Source organism: Allobosea sp. BH3 (assembly GCF_025499465.1).
Lineage (GTDB): Bacteria > Pseudomonadota > Alphaproteobacteria > Rhizobiales > Beijerinckiaceae > Allobosea.
Genome location: NZ_JAIMCA010000003.1, coordinates 315,832 through 334,069, shown reverse-complemented (window position 1 = coordinate 334,069; position 18,238 = coordinate 315,832). Strand labels below are relative to the sequence as shown.

The window sequence follows — 18,238 nt, the reverse complement described above, 5'->3', positions numbered from 1 at the left end:
CAGCGGTGAGATGATTTCCCTCAGCGCCGAGCTTGGTGCCGTCATCACAGCAGGCAACGGCATCGTCTCCGGCGCTGATATCGACAGCCTGCACGAGCGCTTCATCGGCTCGGAGCGACTTGCTCGTCAGGCCGAGCGCACGAGCCTTCAGGTGCTGGGCGAGATCGAGGCCATGAGCGCGCTGGTCGAGAAGGCGCTGGGCGCCAGCGAAATCTATCACGGGCGGTTGACCGCCATGTCGAATGACGTGCCGCCGCCGACCGACCGCGACCGGCTCCGCGCCTGGATCGAGGCGCTCGTCATGTCGACCCGCGAAGAGGTCGTCCGCAAATCCCAGCTCGAGAACGAGCTGCGCAACAGCTCCAACGAGATCCGCAACCTGCGCGCCGCCCTTGAGACGACGCGCGCCGAAGCCCTGACCGACCCTCTCACCGGCCTCGCCAACCGCCGCCATTTCGAGGAAATGCTGCAGAAGTCGATCGACCAGTCGACTTTGCGACGGGAGCCTTTCGCGCTGGTGATGGCCGACATCGACCATTTCAAGCGCTTCAACGATGCCCACGGCCATCTCACGGGCGACCAGGTGCTGCGGCTGGTCGCGCGGACCATGACGGACAAGTTGAAGGACAAGGCCGTGATCTCGCGCTTCGGCGGCGAGGAATTCGGCATCATCCTGCCCGAGGCCGACCTGATAGCCGGCAAGTTCGGCGCCGAAACGGTGCGACAGGCGCTCCTCACTCGCGAGCTGATCAAGCGCTCGACCAATGAAAACCTCGGCCGCATCACCATCTCGCTCGGCGTTGCCAGCTATCGGCGCGGTGATACCGCCGGCTCTCTGGTCGACCGCGCCGACCAGGCGTTGATGCAGGCCAAGCGTGACGGCCGCAACCGCACCGTCACGGAAGATGCTCTCGAGACCGCGAGCCGCGTCGCCTGAGCGGAGCCGAGGCTCGCCGGGCCGCCGCCAGCGCGAGTCCGGTCCACTCCCGCAAGGCATCTTCGTCGTCAAACGCCGCTTCAGGCAGGCGCCAATAGCTCATCTGGAAGGGCTTGGCGCCGCGGCTGTAGACAAAGGGTGAACTGCCGGCCGCCATGAAACGGCTCTCGCTCTCGGCATCGGCCTTCAGATAGATCTCACCGCCCTGCTCCAGCGCGAACATGGTCTCGCCATCATAGATGCCGTGGCCGCCGAACATGCGGCGCACACGGACCGGCATCACGCTGGCAAAGAACTCGCGGATACCCTCGGCATCCATTCCGGGGCCTCAATGGGCCGCGAGGGCGCCCTGGTCACGGGGCTTGATCTCGACCGATTCGCCGCAGCCGCAGGCCGAGACCTCGTTGGGATTGTTGAACACGAACGTCGAGGAGAAGCGGTCCGTCCGGAAATCGAGCTGGGTGCCGAGCAGGAAGAGCACCGCCTTGGCGTCGACGACGACCGTGGCGTCCTTTTCGCTGACGACTTCGTCGCCCTTCTTGACCTCGCGGGCGATCTCGAAGGTGTATTCCATTCCGGCGCAGCCGCCCTTCTTGACGCCGACCCTGAGGCCAAGCGCCGGCGCGGCCTCGTCCGAGGACTGCGCCATGACCTCGCGGATGCGGGTGGCCGCGGCATCGGTCAACGAGATGACCTTGAGGCCCGGAATAGAGAACATCGTCATCACTCCTCGACCGGGTTCAAGGTCCGGTGAAGCAAGATTGCCTGCATAACATAAGGATCAAGGCCGCATTCGTCGAGATGCGGGCCGACATCCATGCCTTGCGCCGTGCGCCGCCCATTTTGCGCCATGCGCAGCCTTGGGAGCCGCTTCCCGCCATCCCCATTGCGGATCGGACCGGCTCATGCACTCTGACGGCAACCATTAGAAGCCCCGCCAGCGACAAACCCCACCGGTTGGAAGCCCATGCCGCATCGCCTGCACCGCCCCGAATCGCTTCGCGCGCTCGTCCACGACATGGTGGTGAAGGCTGGCTGGACGGAGGAGGAGGCGCGGGAGACCGCCGACCATCTCGTGCTTGCCAATCTGAGCGGGCATGACAGCCACGGCGTCGGCATGATCCCGCTCTATTTCCAGTCGCTGGCCGACGGCAATCTCAGCCCACACTCACAGCCGCAGGCCCGCGTCGAGACAGCGCCCTTCCTCATCATCGATGGCGCGGTCGCGCTCGGCCAGCCAAATGCGCGCAACGCCGTCGACCGCGCCATAACCATGGCGAAAGCTGGCGGCGTCGCCATCGTCAACCTGCTCGATTCGCACCATATCGGCCGGATCGGCCATTATGCCGAGGTCGCCGCCGCCGCTGGGCTGATCTCGTTCTACTGGGTCAATGTCGCCGGCCGGCCGCCTATCGTTGCCCCGTATGCCGCCAAGGAGGCGCGCTTCGGCACCAATCCTCATGCGATCGGCATTCCTGTCCCGGATGGGGAGCCGCTGATCCTCGACTTCGCCACGAGCCGCATGGCCCATGGCAAGGCCCGCGTCGCACTGAACAAGGGCGAGCCGGTTCCGCCGGGGTACATAATCGACGCCGAGGGCCGCCCGACGACGGACCCGGCCCATGTCTTCGCCAGCCCCGACCATCCGCTCGGCGCGCTGCTGCCCTTCGGCGATCACAAGGGCGCGGGGCTTTCGCTGATCGCTGAACTCCTCTCCGCCGGGCTGATGGGTGCGGCGCGCATCGACGAGAAGCCGGCGAAGAGCTGGATCATCAACTCGCTCTTCGGCGTCCTGATCGACCCTGCCCGGCTGGAGCCCGATGCCGGCCTGCGCAGGAGCCGGATCGAGAGCTACCTTGCCTTCGTGCGCGCGGCGAAGCCGCAGGACCCGGCAAACCCTGTGCTGGCGCCCGGCGACAAGGAGCGCAAACTGCGGGCCGAGCGCGGCGCTGCCGGCATCCCGCTCGACGACGAGACCTGGTCACAGATCAAGACAGCAGCCGCGCGGCACGGCATCGACGCCGAGAGCTACTGAGCGGGACCGGTGACGCCCCAATCCTGCAACGCCTTCTGTGCGTCGCTGCGGGCGACGACGCATGTCGTGCAATGGGGCGGCGCCGATGTCTGGAAGGTCGGCGGCAAGGTTTTCGCTATTGCTCGGGAGCAGGACAACGGCGAGGCGGCCGTCAGCTTCAAATGCTCGCCGCTGTCCTTCGACATCCTGAAGGAGCAGCCGGGCCTCAGGCCCGCTCCCTATCTTGCCTCGCGCGGCATGAAGTGGATCCAGTGGCAGACGGCCGAGAGCATGTCGGACGACGCCTTGCGGGACTATCTCCGCGAAAGCCACCGGCTGGCCGCCGCCGGACTGACGAGGCGGCTGCGGCTGGAACTCAGGCTGGCCTAAGCGCGGCGCTAGAGCAAAGCCTCGCCGCGCAGCATGGGCACAGCCCCTCCCCCGACGCGCGAGCGGACGCCGTCCTCGGCGCGGCGCGAGGTGACGTTGAGCAGGCTCGGCCGCCCCATCTCGACACCTTGCGTAATGGTGTAAGCCGCGTCCTCGCCACCATCGAGCGTGAGCAGCAGAGCGCCGAGCGTGGCGCTGGCGCTGCCGGTCGCAGGGTCCTCCCAGGTGCCGGCCAGCGGCGCGAACATCCGCGCTCGGATGGTGTTGCCCTCGCGTTCGTAGAGGAAGAGCGACAGCCGCCCGGCAAGCTCCGCATGCCGGCTCTCCAGCGCACGGAAGGCCGGAAGATCGGGCGAAGCACGGCCAAGCGAGCCTGAGGCCGCCTGGGCAAGCACGAATTTTACACCGAGGGAAGCCTGCACGGGCCGGTGCGCCGTCGTGATGATGTCCTTCGGATCGAGCCCCGCACAGGCGGCGATACCTTCGGCCGGCAGCTCGATGCCGAGCGAGAGCGCCTGCGGAGCGGCGATGACAGCTCCGGTCACTGCACCGGTCCCATCCCGCTCGACGGCGATCTCGACCAGCCCGGCCATCTGCTCGAAGCGCAGCACGCCGTTGCGGTCCCGGCCATGGCGGGCCAGCACGCAGGCCGTGCCGACATTGGGGTGACCGGCGAACGGCATCTCGGCGGTGCGGTGGAAGATGCGAACGCGCGCGTCGTTCGCCGGATCGTCCGGCGGCAAAACGAAGGTCGTTTCGCTGTAGTTCATTTCCGCGGCCAGCGCCTGCATCTGCGCGTCGGAGAGCCCACGGGCGTCGGTGAAGACGGCGAGCGGATTACCGCCGAATGGCCGGTCGGTGAAGACGTCGACGGTCTCGTAGGGGTAACGCGGCATGGCAGGCTCCGACGGCAGGTCAGTTACCGCTATTCCTGCCAGCCAGGCGATGACAAGGCTAATGAAGCGATGGAATGTGATCCATCACGCCGGCTTGCAGCAGGCGCCGCTCACCACATGTCGAGAGCGACGCGAGCCTCGTCCGACATGCGCGACTGATCCCACGGCGGATCGAAGGTCATGTTCACTGTCACCGACGCGACCCCCGGCACCGTGCCGACGGCGTTCTCGACCCAGCCCGGCATCTCGCCGGCAACCGGGCAGCCGGGAGCCGTCAACGTCATGTCGATGGTGACCTGACGGTCATCGGCGATATCGACGCGATAGATCAGGCCAAGTTCGTAGATATCCGAGGGAATCTCGGGGTCGTAGACCGTCTTCAACGCCGCGACGATGTCATCCGTCAGGCGATCGATCTCTTCGGCCGGAAGCCCGGAGCCGGTGCCGACCGTGGGCTGGTTCGGCTTGAAGTCGTCGTCCTTCAGGGCGATGGGTTCGGATGTGGCCAAGGCTTCAATCCTCGTAGCTTAAGCGAACAGGCTTTCGGCCTTCCGCAGGGCGTCCACCAACGCATCGACCTCTTCCAGCGTGTTGTAGAGGCCGAAGGAGGCGCGACAGGTCGATGTCACCCCATATCGTGCCAAAAGCGGCATCGCGCAATGGGTGCCGGCGCGAACGGCGACGCCGGCGCGGTCGATGACGGTCGCGACGTCATGGGCGTGGGCGCCCTTCATCTCGAAAGCGACAATCGCGCCCTTCTGCCTCGCCTTGCCGAAGATGCGGATCGAGTTCATCTCGCCGAGCCGCTCCATCGCATAGGCGCCGAGCCTGGCCTCATGCGCGGCGATGTTCTCACGGCCCAGCGCCATCATGTAGTCGAGCGCAGCACCCAGCCCCACTGCCTCGATGATGGCGGGAGTGCCGGATTCGAAGCGATGCGGCGGGTCGTTATAGGTGACGGTGTCCTCGGTGACGGTGACGATCATCTCGCCGCCGCCTTCATAGGGCGGCAGCTTGTCGAGCCACTCCTTGCGGCCCCAGAGGATGCCCGACCCGGTCGGACCATAGGTCTTGTGGCCGGTGAAGGCGTAGAAATCGCAGCCCAGCGCCTGCACATCGACCGGCAGATGCACCGCGCCCTGGCTGCCGTCGACGACGAGCGGGATGCCATGTGAGCGGCAGATCGCAGCGACTTCAGCGATCGGAATGATGGTGCCGATCGCGTTCGACATATGGGTCAGCGACACGACCTTGGTGCGCGGCGAAATCAGTTTCTCGAATTCCTCGATCAGGAAATTGCCGTCCTCGTCCACCGGCGCCCATTTGATCACGGCGCCATGGCGCTCGCGCCAGTAGTGCCAGGGCACGATGTTGGAGTGGTGCTCGAGGATCGAGAGGATGATCTCGTCGCCCTCGCCGAGATTGAGATGCCGGCCGAGCGAGGACGCCACAGTGTTCAGCCCGCCCGTCGAGGAGCGGGTGAAGATGATCTCCTCGAGGTGCTTCGCATTAAGGAAGCGTCGGGCGCTTTCGCGTGCAGCCTCATAGGCTTCGGTCGAAGCATTGGCGAGGTAGTGCAGCCCGCGATGGACATTGGCGTAGTCCTCGCGCATCAGCCGGGTCATGGCCTCGATCACCGCCTCGGGCTTCTGCGCCGAGGCGGCGTTGTCGAGATAGACCAGCTTCTTGCCGTAGACCTCGCGGCCGAGGATCGTGAAATCCTTGCGGATCGCCGCGACGTCGTAGGGCTGCGCCAGCACGTTCATGGGCTCAGGCCTTTCCGGGAGAGGCCGGCGCCTTGTCGGCGACCAGTTCGCCGCCATGGCCCCAATCCTCGCGCTCGATCTCCTGGATCACGATATGGGTGTTCTGCGGGTTCTTGCCGAGCACCTTGACCAGAGTTTCCGTGAATTCCTTCACGATCTGCGCCTTCTGCTGGCGCGTAGCGCCCTTCGTGATCTGGAGATTGATGTAGGGCATCAGACAGTGCTCACCTGCGAAGCGGCCTCGCGCGCGGCAAGCCACGCCTCGACCTCGGACATGACGAGCGCACGCACGTTCTCGTCGGCGATGAACTCGGCCGCCTCGCCCGCGAAGGCTTGCAGCACCAGCGCCTCGGCCTGCGGCCGCGGCAGGCCGCGCGCCATCAGGTAGAAGAGCTGCTCGCCGTCGATCTGCGCGACGGTCGCTCCGTGACCGCAGACCACGTCGTCGGCGAAGATCTCCAGCTCCGGCTTGTTGAACATCGTCGCGCCTTCGTTCAGCAGCAGCGCGTTGCTCTTCATGCTGCCATCGGTCTTCTGCGCATGCTGGCGCACGACGACCTTGCCCTGGAAGACGCCGGTGCCCTCCCCACCGATGATCGACTTGAAGAGCTCGCGGCTGGTGCCGTGCGGCACCTCATGGTCGACGATCAGCGTCACGTCGGAATGCTCGGTGCCGCCCAGCAGGTTGATGCCGCGCAGGCCGACCTCGGTGTGCTCGCCGGCATAGCGGACGAAATGCTGCTGGCGAACGGTCGCTGCGTTGCAGACGAGCGCGAAGGAATCGAACTTCGCATGAGCACCGACCGTAGCGAGAAGGCTGAAGACGCCGACAGAGCCCTCGGACTGATCCGTGACGAGCCGGATATGCTCGACTTCGGTCTCGGACCCGGCTTCGACGACGAGCGCGACATTGAGCTGCTGCGGTGCCTTGCCGAGGCAGGCATTGACCTCGATGATCGTCGCCTTGGCGCCGTCACCGATGAGCACGACCGAGCGGCCATAGACGGAGATCTCATTCTCGCCGGAGAAGAGACGCACGATCGCGATCGGCTTTTCCAGCGCGACGCCCGCGGCGATCTCGACGAAGGAGCCGTCACGCATCAGGGCAGCGTTGAGCATCAGTCCGCTGTCATCGGCAGCGACGGACGGTCCGGCGAGCACACGCGGAAGATCGTCGCGGCCCGAGACGAGCGCGTCGGCCAGCGTCTGGACGGAGAGCCCCTCCGGCAGACCTTCAAGAGACGACAGCTCAGGCACGAAGGCGCCATCGACGAGCACGACGACCGTTGCATCAAGCGCGAGCTCGGCGAGCTTCGCCCGTGCCGCATCGAGCCGTCCGGGGCCGGTCGCGAGAGGGCGTGCCTCGCGCAGCAGCGCCCGAAGGTCGGTATAGCGCCAGGATTCGAGCCGGCGATGCGGCAGGCCCTTGGCCTCGAAACCGGCGAAGGCGTCCTCTCGCAGCTTGCGTACCGCGGGCCCACCGGGCAGCTCGGCCTTGGCGTCGGCATATTGCTGGGCGAGCTGCTGCTCCGCCGCCGTCTTCAGCGGGGTGACGATCGCCATCAGGCGGCCTCCCCATAGGACGCATAGCCGCTCTTCTCGAGCTCGAGCGCCAGCTCCTTGCCGCCCGTCCGCACGATCTTGCCCTGCGACATGACGTGGACGGTGTCCGGCACGATGTGGTCGAGCAGGCGCTGATAGTGGGTGATGACGAGGAAGCCGCGATTTTTGGAACGGAGCGCATTGACGCCCTCGGCCACGATCCGCAGCGCGTCGATGTCGAGGCCGGAATCGGTCTCGTCGAGGATGCACATCGACGGCGAAAGCAGAGCCATCTGAAGGATTTCCATGCGCTTCTTCTCGCCGCCCGAGAAGCCGACGTTCAGCGGCCGGCGCAGCATGTCCTTGGCGATGCCGAGCTTGTCGGCCGCGGCGTTGACCTGCTTGATGAAGTCCGGCGTCAGCAGCTCGTCCTCGCCGCGCGCCTTGCGCTGGGCGTTCATCGCCGCCTTCAGGAAGGTCATCGTGGCGACGCCGGGGATCTCCAGCGGATACTGGAAAGCGAGGAAGATGCCGGCAGCGGCACGCTGGTCGGCCTCCATCTCGAGCACGTTCTCGCCATTGAGCAGGATCTCGCCGTCGAGGACCTCATAGTCCTCCTTGCCGGCGATGACATAGCTCAGCGTAGACTTGCCGGAGCCGTTCGGCCCCATGATGGCGGCGACCTCGCCGTCGTTCACAGTGAGGTTGAGGCCGTTGAGGATCTGCTTGTCCTCGTCGGCGATCTTGACGACCAGATTGCGGATTTCGAGCATTTGGGTTCGTTCCTGTGTCATCCCGTGCGCGGTGCGGCACGCAGTGCTGCGCCGCAGACATGGGACCGTGATGTCCAGTGATGGTCCTGATGGCGGTCCCGCATCTGCGCGGCAGCACTGCGTGCCGCAGCGCGTGCGGGATGACCGCCCTTATCCAACCGAGCCTTCAAGCGAGATCGTGATCAGCTTCTGCGCCTCGACGGCGAATTCCATCGGAAGCTGCTGCAGCACCTCCTTGACGAATCCGTTGACGATCAGCGCCACCGCCTCCTCCTCGGAGAGGCCGCGCTGCTGGCAGTAGAACATCTGGTCCTCGCCGATCTTCGAGGTGGTGGCCTCGTGCTCGAAGACGGCGGTCGCGGTCTTGGCCTCGATATAGGGGATGGTGTGCGCGCCGCACTGGTCGCCGATCAGCAGCGAGTCGCAATTGGTGAAGTTGCGCGCGCCCGTCGCCTTGCGATGGGCCGAGACCATGCCGCGATAGGTCGAGTCCGACTTGCCGGCCGCGATGCCCTTGGCGATGATCTTCGAAGTCGTGTTGCGACCCAGATGGATCATCTTCGTGCCGGAATCGACCTGCTGCATGCCGTTCGAAACCGCGATCGAGTAGAACTCGCCGCGCGAGCCGTCACCGCGCAGGATGCAGGACGGGTACTTCCAGGTGATCGCGGAGCCGGTCTCGACCTGGGTCCAGGAGATCTTCGAGTTCCTGCCGCGGCAGTCGCCACGCTTGGTCACGAAGTTGTAGATGCCGCCCTTGCCCTCGGCGTCGCCGGGGAACCAGTTCTGCACCGTGGAATACTTGATCTCGGCATCGTCGAGCGCAATCAGCTCCACCACCGCAGCGTGGAGCTGGTTCTCGTCACGCTTGGGCGCCGTGCAGCCTTCGAGATAGCTGACATAAGCGCCCTCCTCCGCGATGATCAGCGTGCGCTCGAACTGGCCGGTGTTCTGCTCGTTGATCCGGAAATAGGTGGAGAGTTCCATCGGGCAGCGAACGCCCTTCGGGATGTAGACGAAGGAGCCGTCGGTGAAGACCGCGCTGTTGAGCGTCGCGAAGTAGTTGTCCGTCACCGGCACGACGCTGGCGAGATACTTCTTCACCAGTTCGGGATGCTCCTGGATCGCCTCGGAGATCGAGCAGAAGATCACGCCGGCCTGCGCCAGCTCCTTCTTGAAGGTCGTCACCACCGAGACGGAATCGAACACCGCATCGACAGCGACGCGGTTCTCCGGCGCGACGCCGGCCAGGATTTCCTGCTCGCGCAGCGGGATGCCGAGCTTCTTGTAGGTCTCCAGAATCGCCGGATCGACCTCGTCTAGCGACTTCGGCGAAGCGCCCTTCTTCGGGGCGGCGTAGTAATAGAGATCCTGATAGTCGATCGGCGGATAGTTCACGCGCGACCAGTTCGGCTCCGTCATGGTCTTCCAGCGGCGGAAGGCATCGAGCCGCCACTCCAGCATCCATTCCGGCTCGTTCTTGCGCGCCGAGATATAGCGGACCGTATCCTCGGTGAGGCCCTTGGCGGGCTTCTCGACCTCCAGCTCCGTGACGAAGCCGTATTTGTATTCGGTCACGTCAATCGACTTGACCTGATCAATGGTCTCCTGGACCGCTGCCATGTCTTCTCTCCAGTCGCGGGTTCAAGGCCCGCCGGTTCAGTTTCTTCTGTTGCGGTGCGCGTCAGGCGGCAGCCCGGGCGCCCCGATCGGCACTGGCGGCCACGAGCTTGCCGTAGGCCGCCAGGAAAAGATCGATGTCCGCCTCGCAGGTGGTCCATCCGAGCGAAGCCCGCAAGGCCCCTGCGCTCATGGCGGGGTCTATTTTCATCGCATCGAGAACATGCGAGCGCTTGACCTTGCCCGATGAGCAGGCCGAACCGGACGACAACGCCGCTCCCGCGAGATCGAGCTTGATGAGCACGGTTTCGGCCTTCAGGCCGGGCGTGGCGAAAGCGGAGGTGTTGGGCAGGCGCGGCGCAGCGCATCCGAAGATCGCGGTCTCCGGCGAAAGCGCCAGAAGCCCCGCCTCCAGCCTGTCCCGCAGCGCAGCCATCCGCTCCGGCTCCGCGGTCAGGACATCGCACGCAATCTCGGCCGCGGCGCCGAAGCCGATGATGCCCGGCAGGTTCTCGGTGCCGGCGCGCCAGCCCCGCTCCTGCCCGCCGCCGCGCATCGGCTTGTCGGCGAGTTCCAGCGCCCCTGTGCGGAAGACAATGGCACCGATGCCCTTCGGTCCGCCGATCTTGTGGGCCGACAGCGTCAGCACATCGGCGCCGAGCGCTTCGATGTCGATGGCGACCTTGCCGGCCGCCTGCACGGCGTCGCTATGCAGCAGCCCGCCATGGCGTTGAACGATGGCGGCCGCATCAGTGATCGGCTGAATCACGCCGGTCTCGTTATTCGCGAGATGGATCGAAACCAGCGCCCGCGCGCCCGGGTTCTCGGCGGCGAAACGCGACAGCCGCGCCTCAAGCCAGGCGAGCTCGACAAGGCCGTCGCCATCGACCGGGATCGCCTCGGCGGCGCCGGCGGGGAAGCGATGACCCTCGCGCACACAGGCATGTTCGGTCGCGCTGTAGAGCAGAAGTGAAGCGGGCGTGCGCACGCAGTCGCGGCCGCCATCGCAATCCATCAGGCCGGGCGAGAGCGCCGTGACATTGGCTTCCGTGCCGCCGCCGGTGAACACGACGTTCGAGGCCCTCGCCCCGACCAGGCGAGCGACCTGCTCGCGTGCCTGCTCCATCGCGCCCCGCGCTGCGCGCCCCTCGCCATGAACGGAAGAGGGATTGCCCGGCAGCGACAAGGCACGCGAGACCGCGTCGATCACCTCCGGCCTGACCGGGGTGGTCGCATTGTGGTCGAGATAGGCGCGTCCCGCCGTCACGATCCTGGCTGCTCCCGTTTCACCATGCCCAATTTCACCGCGCCCGAAGGCCGCCGGCACGAAATGCTTGAAATTGCACCTGTGCGCCGTGCTATAGCCGCCCATCCGAACCGGCCAGAACCGGTCGAGGCGGTATCCGCAGAAGCGGCGCACCGTTTTGTTCTCGACTTGTTCACGGCTGTTAGAACTATTCTAAGCGCCTTTCATCTAGGGCGCGCATGGTGGCTCCGTCAAGGGCGGCCGGGTTCTGGGCAGGCATGCGCCGCGCTCCGATCCGCCCTCGCCGGCGCTCCCGACCAGAAGCGGTGAGACGATGCCAGAGGTTATTTTCAACGGGCCCGCAGGCCGGATCGAAGGCCGCTACCAGCCCGCCAAGAAGCGGGGGGCGCCGCTGGCGATCATCCTGCATCCGCACCCGCAGTTCGGCGGGACGATGAACAACCAGATCGTCTACAATCTGTTCTACACCTTCGTGAACCGCGGCTTCTCGGCGCTGCGCTTCAACTTCCGCGGCGTCGGCCGCAGCCAGGGGCATTTCGACCATGGCGCGGGCGAGCTTTCGGACGCGGCCGCGGCGCTTGACTGGATGCAGGCGCTCAACCCCGAGGCCAAAAGCTGCTGGATCGCCGGCGTCTCCTTCGGCGCCTGGATCGGCATGCAGCTCCTGATGCGCCGCCCGGAGATCGAGGGCTTCCTCTCCATCGCGGCGATGGCGAACCGTTACGACTTCTCCTTCCTGGCGCCCTGCCCTTCCTCCGGCCTGTTCGTGCATGGCTCGGAAGACCGCGTCGCCCCGGTCAAGGAGGTCATGGCCGTGATTGAGAAGGTGAAGACCCAGAAGGGCATCCAGATCGAGCACGCCGTGGTCGACGGCGCCAACCACTTCTTCGACGGTCGCGTCGAGCAGCTCATGGAGCAGGTCAGCGTCTATCTCGACCGCAAGGTCGGCCCCGAGATCATCAAGAGCGAGCAGGAGCAGGTCTGAACTCGCGCTTCAACGAACCGGGGCGGCCACGTCCCCGTTCTGCGCCATCGAGGGCAGCTTCAAGGATCCGGCGCTGGCCTCGGCCAGCGCCCAGTCACGGAACAGCCTGATCTTGCGCTCGCGCTGGCGCTCTTGCGGATAAACGATCCAGTAGGCGCGGTCGTCGGCAACGGCGTGCTCGACGGCAAAGACGAGCCGCCCCGCCGCGATGTCGTAGGCGAAGAGTTCCGGCACGGCCATCGCGACGCCGTGCCCGCGCATGGCGGCCTGAATGTTCATGGCCTGCATCTGCAGCGACATCGCCGCTCTGTCGCCGAGCTTCGGCTTCGGCACATCGATGCCCACATCGGCGAACCAGACCTTCCAGAAATCGTCGCCCGGGCTGAGCAGTGGCGCGCGGAGCAGGTCCTCCGGCTTGCGCAGCTGCAGCTGCTCACGCAGTTCCGGCGCGCACAGCGGAGCGTAATGGCAGGAGAACAGCTTCTCCGCCACCAGCCCAGGCCACTCGCCCAGCCCGTATCTCAAGGCGAGATCGACCGATTCCGTGGCGAAATCGACCAGATGCTCCGAGGTCCCGACCCGCACCTCGAGCTGAGGGTTCTCGATCTGGAACTGCGCCAGTCGCGGTGAAAGCCAATTGATCGCCATCGTCTGCAGCGAAGAGATGGTCAGGATCGACTGGCTCTCCTCACAGATGTCTCGAAAGACAGTGCCGATGTCGGCCAGCGCCTTGCCAACCGGCCCAGCGAGCCGCCGGCCGATCGCCGTCAGAGCAACCTGGCGCGGCTGCCGCACGAACAGCGCGGCGCCCACGCGGTCCTCCAGCAGGCGGATCTGATAGCTCACCGCCGCCTGCGTCATGCCGAGCTCCTCGGCGGCGCGCGTGAAGTTCTGGTGGCGCGCCGCGGCCTCGAAAACGCGGACGGCGGCCAGCGGCGGCAACCTAAGGTGGGCAGCGGTAGCGGGCATGCCGAAGCATAAGCTGTCTTTATGACAGGTGACAATCTTCAGCTTTGTGACTCGTCGGCCGCTCGTTCAGATTCCTCACAACAGCGGGCCCGTTCGCCCGCCTTTCCGAGGATCGGATCATGACCTGCTTGTCACCGACGGCGCCGCTGCCTCCACAGACCGGCCTATCCTGGCTGCGCGCCTGGCCTGCCCTGCGGCAGCATCGTTTTTCTGCAATTCGAAGCAGAGGCGAGTCCGCCATATTGGATGATCGTGCGCGGCGCGATCTCGGACTGTCGTTCGAAGCCGTCGCCGTGCCTGCGCCGAGGGCCTCGGTCGCACTTTGGCTCAACCGCGTCCCAGGGTGAGCCGAGGGGGTACTTGCGCTGCAAAAGCGGTTTCCACTTTGGCGGAACATGCTCTAGACGACGGCGACCGATAAAAAACAGATCGCAAGCCGCCATGACCACCTACAAGTCCGATTTCCTGCGCGTGCTCGACGAGCGCGGCCTCATCCATCAGGTCTCCGATGCGGAGGGCCTCGATGCTTTGTGCCGGCAGGGAATCCAGACCGCCTATGTCGGCTATGATGCAACCGCGACCAGCATCCATATCGGCAACCTCATCTCGCTGACAATGCTCTACTGGTTCCAGGAGACCGGCCACCGCCCGATCACGCTGATGGGCGGCGGCACCTCCATGGTGGGCGACCCATCCTTCCGCGACGACCAGCGCAAGCTGCTCACGGTCGAGGAGATCGCCAGCAACATCGAGAGCATCAAGCGGGTCTTCGGCCGCATCCTGCGCTATGGCGACGGGCCGACCGACGCGATGATGGCCAACAATGCCGACTGGCTGCTGAAGCTGAACTATGTCGAGTTCCTGCGCGATGTCGGCCGGCACTTCTCGGTCAACCGCATGCTGTCCTTCGATTCGGTGAAGCTCAGGCTCGACCGCGAGCAGTCGCTGTCCTTCCTCGAATTCAACTACATGATCATGCAGGGCTACGACTTCACGGAGCTCAACCGCCGCTATGGCTGCCGCCTGCAGATGGGCGGTTCCGACCAATGGGGCAACATCATCAACGGTGTCGATCTTTCGCACCGGATGGGCGGCCCGCAGCTCTACTGCCTGACGACGCCGCTGCTGACTACCTCGTCCGGCGCCAAGATGGGCAAGACTGCCAACGGCGCAGTCTGGCTCAACGCGGATGTCTTCAGCCCCTATGATTTCTGGCAGTATTTCCGCAACACCGAGGACGCCGATGTCGGCCGCTTCCTGAAGGTGTTCACGCGGCTGCCGCTGGACGAGATTGCCAAGCTCGCCGCACTCGGCGGCGCCGAGCTGAACGAAGCGAAGAAAATCCTCGCCACGGAGATCACGGCGATCGTCCATGGTCGTGAAGCGGCGGAAGCCGCTGCCGAAACCGCGCGCAAGACCTTCGAAGAAGGCGCGCTTGCGACCGATCTGCCGAGCGTCGCCATCGCGCGAGAGGAGATCGAGCCCGGCCTTGGCGTCCTGACCGCATTCGTCAAGGCGGGCCTCGTGCCTTCGACGGGCGAGGCCCGCCGTCAGGTCAAGGCCGGGGGCCTGCGCGTCAACGATGCCGTCGTGACCGACGAACGCGCCGCGTTGAGCCTCGCCGACATGTCGTCTGACGGCGTGATCAAGCTCTCCTTCGGCAAGAAGAAGCACATTCTGCTGCGGCCGGAATAATCCGGCCGGGGCGCATCAGGGTCGTGGTGGCTGCTGCCCGGGCTGAACCAGCCGCTGGGCCGGTACGCCTCCGAGCGGATCGACGAAGCGGCGCAGGATTCCGGGCGCGATCGCCGAGAGCGGGTTGATCGTCATGGTCGGCGCGCTCGCGAGGCCCGACATCCGGAAGTTTACCGCGAAAAGCCCGCCATACTGGCTCCCGCCACCGAGCAAGGCGCCCACGACCGGCACCTGCGCGAAAGCGTTGTTGAACGCATAGCCCGGCACGAAAGTGCCGCCGATATCGACCCGGTCCCGGCCGTAGTCGACATGGCCCTGCAGGGTGAAGCCGATCTGCTCCCCCCAGATCACCATGTCGGTGACGTCGAGCCTGCTGGCCGAGCGGGTGAATTCGGCCTTGAGCTTGGTGAAAGAGACCTCGCTCACATCGATCCGCGGCTGCTCGGGCGCGCTGTCGCCGGTGCGACCGCCGACCTGCGCGCCGACGACACGGCGCAAGGCAGGCTCGTCGCGAACGATGAAATTGCGGAAGAGCAGATCGCCCTTCTGGGTCTCGCCCGGCCCCATGGTCAGGATGAAGTCGCCGCCATGGGCCTTGCCGTAGAGATCCAGGAACCGCAGCAGCGAACCGCCATTCTCGGACTGGACCGTCAGCTGCTGGCCGGGGCCGGCCTGGTTCGCTGAGACATCGGCCCGGCCGATCCGCGCCCGGAAAGCCAGCGAGCGCGTCTCGCCGCCGCGGCGGGACATTTTCAGCGTGCCGTTGGTCATCGCCTCGTTGTTGAAGCCGGTGAGGATCGGCACCTCGAGGTCGATGTCCCAATCGCCCTTCGCCGCGTTCTTGTCCTTATCCTTGTCCTTGGCGGCCGGCGCGGCGCTCTGCATATCCTTGATGAAGGGCCTGATATCGGCCACCGCGCCCCGCACGGTCAGCTTCATCGCGCCGCCGTCACGCTTCATGTCAACCTTGACGTTGTCGCCGGGCGACAGGCGGAACTGTTGGAAGCTCGCTGTCTCCAGCGTGTTCTGTCGGTTGAGTTCCAGCCGCCCCTTGATCAGGGCAGGCGCCGCATCGAGCGTGAAATCCTCGAAATCGGGGCCGTCGGGATCGGCGACGTAGACGAAGCTGATCTTGCCGGCGCGGCCCGCGGGCTTGCTGAGGCCGGGAATGACGCCGTCCAGCGCCACCTTGGTCAGGTCGATTTCGACGCGCGGCGGAGCATCGGTTCCCTTCGCGAAGCTCTTCGTGACCCTCACAGGAACGGTGCCGGTGACTCCTGAATCGCCGCCGAGGCCGCGTCGTTGCCGGGCGGCGCCATCGAGATTGAGCAGCAGGCTGGCCTCGCCCTGCCCCTTACCATTCTGCTTGAGCTCGACGGCGGCCTTGTCGCCTCCGACACGCGCGTCCCCGCGCAGGCTCAGGCCGTTGCGGTCGATCGTTACGGCAAAATTGCCGCCCTCGAGCTTCTCGGTGCCGAGCAATGTGTCGGAGCCGACGTTCGAGAAGGTGCCTGAAGCGGTCGCGACGACCTCTTCCGGCTTGAGATCGGGCGCCAGCGGCAGAGTGAGACCGACCTTGAGGTCGCTGCCGCCCTTGAGCGCGGCCGGATCGATCTGGCCGGGCGTGAAATCCTTCAGTGCGGGGAAGGCGAGCAGCGCCGCCAGCGCGTCCATCGGCCCCTGCTGGCGGAAGCCGATGCGGGCCTGCGCCCGCTGCATCCACAGCTCGGGCATCACGAAGCTGCCTTCGCTGAGCTGGAGCTGGCGCCCATTGCCGAGATCGGCCGTCGCCTTCGCGATCGCCAGCTGCACGCTGCGTCCGGAAACCTTGCCGCTGACAACCGCGTCGATCAGAGGCGGCAGGCCCGGATCGGGCAGGTAACGGATCTGGTCGCCATCGATGATGACGGACAGGGAGCCGTCAGGCATACCGTGGCCCGTGACCAGGCGCGCATGATCCGCTGCAGGCAGATCGAGATCGACCGCAAGCGACTTCATCCGGCCGGAGACGAGCTGTCGCCGCAAGGTGTCGTGGACGTCCGGCGAGGTGAATCTCGGCCAGATCGCCAACAGCGCCCGCACATCCGAGTTTGCCGCCCGGACCGCGAAACGCTGCAGCGGTGAGCTGCCGACCTGCTGGATAAAGGCCGTCATGTCGACGGTCGCGTTCGGCCCGCGGATCGAGGCTTCCTCGATGGAGACGGAAGCGCTCGCCGGGTCGATCTTCAACGCGGTCTTGAGCGCATCAATCCTGATCGGCGGGTCGGCGTCCAGGCCCGCGAGTTGACCGGCCGCGCCGAGCGAGATGTTCCACGCCCCGTTATCTGCCCGCAGCGTGCCCGTCGTGACGAGCTGGGTTGCGCCCGCCTTGAGTTCGCCGCGCAGGATGTTGAGCTCGCTGAGATCGCCGCCACTCGCCAGTTCGAAATGAGCGGAATCAACCGCCAGCGGCGGCATGGGGCTTTCCGGGAAGCGAAGCGTGCCCGAATGCACGTCCAGCGCAGCCGTGATCGATTTGCGTCCGTCAGGCGCCTGGCGCAGCGTCGCCTTGCCCTGGAGAGGCATGCCCTCGACGACCACGCCGCCCGCGCCGAAGGCGAGCGCGACGACTTCCGCCGGTTCGAAGCGCAGTATGTCGATGTCGGCGCGCCGGGTGCCGTCGGCCTCGGTCGAGAGGTCTACGGCCATCTCCTTCCAGCGCTGGCCCGTGCGCCCCTTCATCGTCAGCCGGGTGCCGCTCTCGCCCACGCGCGACAGCCTGAGCTCCACATCTTCGAGGCCCGCCTTCTGCCGTCCTTCGGGGTCGACCAGCGACAGGCGCGCGCCGTTCATGCCGGCTGTCTCCAGCGCGCCGAGGAAGCCGTCCCCGCGTGCCAGCGTCGAGACTGCGCTCATGATACCTGTGAAGGCGTTCCACTGCGCGGCATCCGGCAGCGTCGGCTGCGGTGGCGCCTCAGCCGGCGCCGAGTCGGCATTGATGACCAGCGCCCCGTCCTTGTTCACGCCGAGGCGGACATTGACGCCGCGCAGGTCGACCGAGACGAGTCGGATCTCGCCTTTCAGAAGGGCCATGGGCTCATAGCCGAGCACGGCCTCGGGCGCGCGGATCACCGCGCCGCTGGCGTGGCGGAACGAGACCTGGCGGACCCTGAGCTGGGAATGCCCGTCTATGCGGCCGAGTTCGGCCGCGGCCGCCTCCACCTTCCAGTCCGGGCCGAGACGCTCCTCGATGGCCAGGGAGATCCGCCCCTCGAGGCCCGACAGCGGGATGATGCCGGTCACCAGCAGCGTCGCCGCCGCGCCCGCCAGAACCACAGCCGCCACCGTGATCGCGACGCAGATCGTCGCCAGCCCAGCCTTGGCCCGCTGCTTCACGACCTCAAT

At 66.0% G+C, this 18,238-nt stretch carries 17 protein-coding genes; 5 read left to right on the top strand and 12 right to left on the bottom strand.

The features are described 5' to 3' along the window. Positions 1-10 precede the first annotated feature (10 nt). The gene (locus BoBH3_RS10405; RefSeq protein WP_262330721.1) at positions 11-937 is read left to right on the top strand and encodes a GGDEF domain-containing protein; all 927 of its coding nucleotides are present in this window, start codon (positions 11-13) and stop codon (positions 935-937) included. On the opposite strand, the gene BoBH3_RS10400 is transcribed toward BoBH3_RS10405, so the two are convergent. Next, on the bottom strand, positions 897-1,256 hold the full coding sequence (locus BoBH3_RS10400; protein ID WP_262330720.1) for a TfoX/Sxy family protein: 360 nt from the start codon (positions 1,254-1,256) through the stop codon (positions 897-899). The two genes, BoBH3_RS10405 and BoBH3_RS10400, sit on opposite strands and share 41 nt — an antisense overlap. Before the next feature lie 9 nt (positions 1,257-1,265). After that, on the bottom strand, positions 1,266-1,655 hold the full coding sequence (locus tag BoBH3_RS10395) for a HesB/IscA family protein (RefSeq protein ID WP_262331176.1): 390 nt from the start codon (positions 1,653-1,655) through the stop codon (positions 1,266-1,268). A 249-nt stretch (positions 1,656-1,904) separates the two neighbouring features. Between BoBH3_RS10395 and BoBH3_RS10390 the strand changes: the two genes are divergently transcribed. Both BoBH3_RS10390 and BoBH3_RS10385 read left to right on the top strand, forming a co-directional pair. Beyond that, on the top strand, positions 1,905-2,972 hold the full coding sequence (locus BoBH3_RS10390) for a malate/lactate/ureidoglycolate dehydrogenase (RefSeq protein WP_262330719.1): 1,068 nt from the start codon (positions 1,905-1,907) through the stop codon (positions 2,970-2,972). 9 nt (positions 2,973-2,981) lie between these two features. Further along, positions 2,982-3,341, top strand: coding sequence for an MmcQ/YjbR family DNA-binding protein (locus tag BoBH3_RS10385; protein WP_262330718.1), 360 nt, complete (start codon positions 2,982-2,984; stop codon positions 3,339-3,341). An 8-nt stretch (positions 3,342-3,349) separates the two neighbouring features. On the opposite strand, the gene BoBH3_RS10380 is transcribed toward BoBH3_RS10385, so the two are convergent. The 8 genes from BoBH3_RS10380 to BoBH3_RS10345 form a co-directional block, all read right to left on the bottom strand. Further along, entirely contained in the window at positions 3,350-4,237 is an 888-nt protein-coding gene (locus BoBH3_RS10380) for a PhzF family phenazine biosynthesis protein (protein ID WP_262330717.1), read from the bottom strand. Positions 4,238-4,347: 110 nt separating this feature from the next. Beyond that, positions 4,348-4,653, bottom strand: coding sequence for an SUF system Fe-S cluster assembly protein (locus tag BoBH3_RS10375; protein WP_262331175.1), 306 nt, complete (start codon positions 4,651-4,653; stop codon positions 4,348-4,350). Between the two features lie 111 nt (positions 4,654-4,764). Beyond that, positions 4,765-6,003 carry a cysteine desulfurase gene (locus BoBH3_RS10370; RefSeq protein WP_262330716.1) on the bottom strand — a complete coding sequence of 413 codons (1,239 nt, stop codon included), beginning with the start codon at positions 6,001-6,003 and terminating at the stop codon, positions 4,765-4,767. A gap of 4 nt (positions 6,004-6,007) precedes the next feature. Further along, positions 6,008-6,217 carry a tautomerase family protein gene (locus BoBH3_RS10365; protein ID WP_262330715.1) on the bottom strand — a complete coding sequence of 70 codons (210 nt, stop codon included), beginning with the start codon at positions 6,215-6,217 and terminating at the stop codon, positions 6,008-6,010. Next, complete coding sequence (locus BoBH3_RS10360; RefSeq protein WP_262330714.1) at positions 6,217-7,566, bottom strand: SufB/SufD family protein; 1,350 nt, start codon at positions 7,564-7,566, stop codon at positions 6,217-6,219. The genes BoBH3_RS10365 and BoBH3_RS10360 overlap by 1 nt, the downstream gene beginning before the upstream one ends. Beyond that, the gene (gene sufC, locus BoBH3_RS10355) at positions 7,566-8,318 is read right to left on the bottom strand and encodes a Fe-S cluster assembly ATPase SufC (RefSeq protein WP_262330713.1); all 753 of its coding nucleotides are present in this window, start codon (positions 8,316-8,318) and stop codon (positions 7,566-7,568) included. The genes BoBH3_RS10360 and sufC overlap by 1 nt, the downstream gene beginning before the upstream one ends. A gap of 150 nt (positions 8,319-8,468) precedes the next feature. Further along, positions 8,469-9,941: a Fe-S cluster assembly protein SufB gene (gene sufB, locus BoBH3_RS10350; protein WP_262330712.1), complete on the bottom strand. Its 1,473-nt coding sequence runs from the start codon at positions 9,939-9,941 to the stop codon at positions 8,469-8,471. Positions 9,942-10,002: 61 nt separating this feature from the next. Then, the gene (locus BoBH3_RS10345; protein WP_262331174.1) at positions 10,003-11,208 is read right to left on the bottom strand and encodes a cysteine desulfurase family protein; all 1,206 of its coding nucleotides are present in this window, start codon (positions 11,206-11,208) and stop codon (positions 10,003-10,005) included. Positions 11,209-11,518: 310 nt separating this feature from the next. Here BoBH3_RS10345 and BoBH3_RS10340 point away from each other — a divergent pair, with 310 nt between their 5' ends. Beyond that, the gene (locus BoBH3_RS10340; RefSeq protein WP_112579257.1) at positions 11,519-12,190 is read left to right on the top strand and encodes an alpha/beta hydrolase; all 672 of its coding nucleotides are present in this window, start codon (positions 11,519-11,521) and stop codon (positions 12,188-12,190) included. Between the two features lie 9 nt (positions 12,191-12,199). Here BoBH3_RS10340 and gcvA read toward each other — a convergent pair whose 3' ends face one another. After that, positions 12,200-13,159, bottom strand: coding sequence for a transcriptional regulator GcvA (gcvA, locus tag BoBH3_RS10335; RefSeq protein WP_262330711.1), 960 nt, complete (start codon positions 13,157-13,159; stop codon positions 12,200-12,202). Between the two features lie 441 nt (positions 13,160-13,600). Between gcvA and tyrS the strand changes: the two genes are divergently transcribed. After that, positions 13,601-14,854, top strand: a complete 1,254-nt coding sequence (gene tyrS / locus BoBH3_RS10330) for a tyrosine--tRNA ligase (protein ID WP_262330710.1) — start codon at positions 13,601-13,603, stop codon at positions 14,852-14,854. A 15-nt stretch (positions 14,855-14,869) separates the two neighbouring features. On the opposite strand, the gene BoBH3_RS10325 is transcribed toward tyrS, so the two are convergent. After that, positions 14,870-18,229 carry a YhdP family protein gene (locus tag BoBH3_RS10325; protein ID WP_262330709.1) on the bottom strand — a complete coding sequence of 1,120 codons (3,360 nt, stop codon included), beginning with the start codon at positions 18,227-18,229 and terminating at the stop codon, positions 14,870-14,872. Between the last annotated feature and the right edge of the window lie 9 nt (positions 18,230-18,238).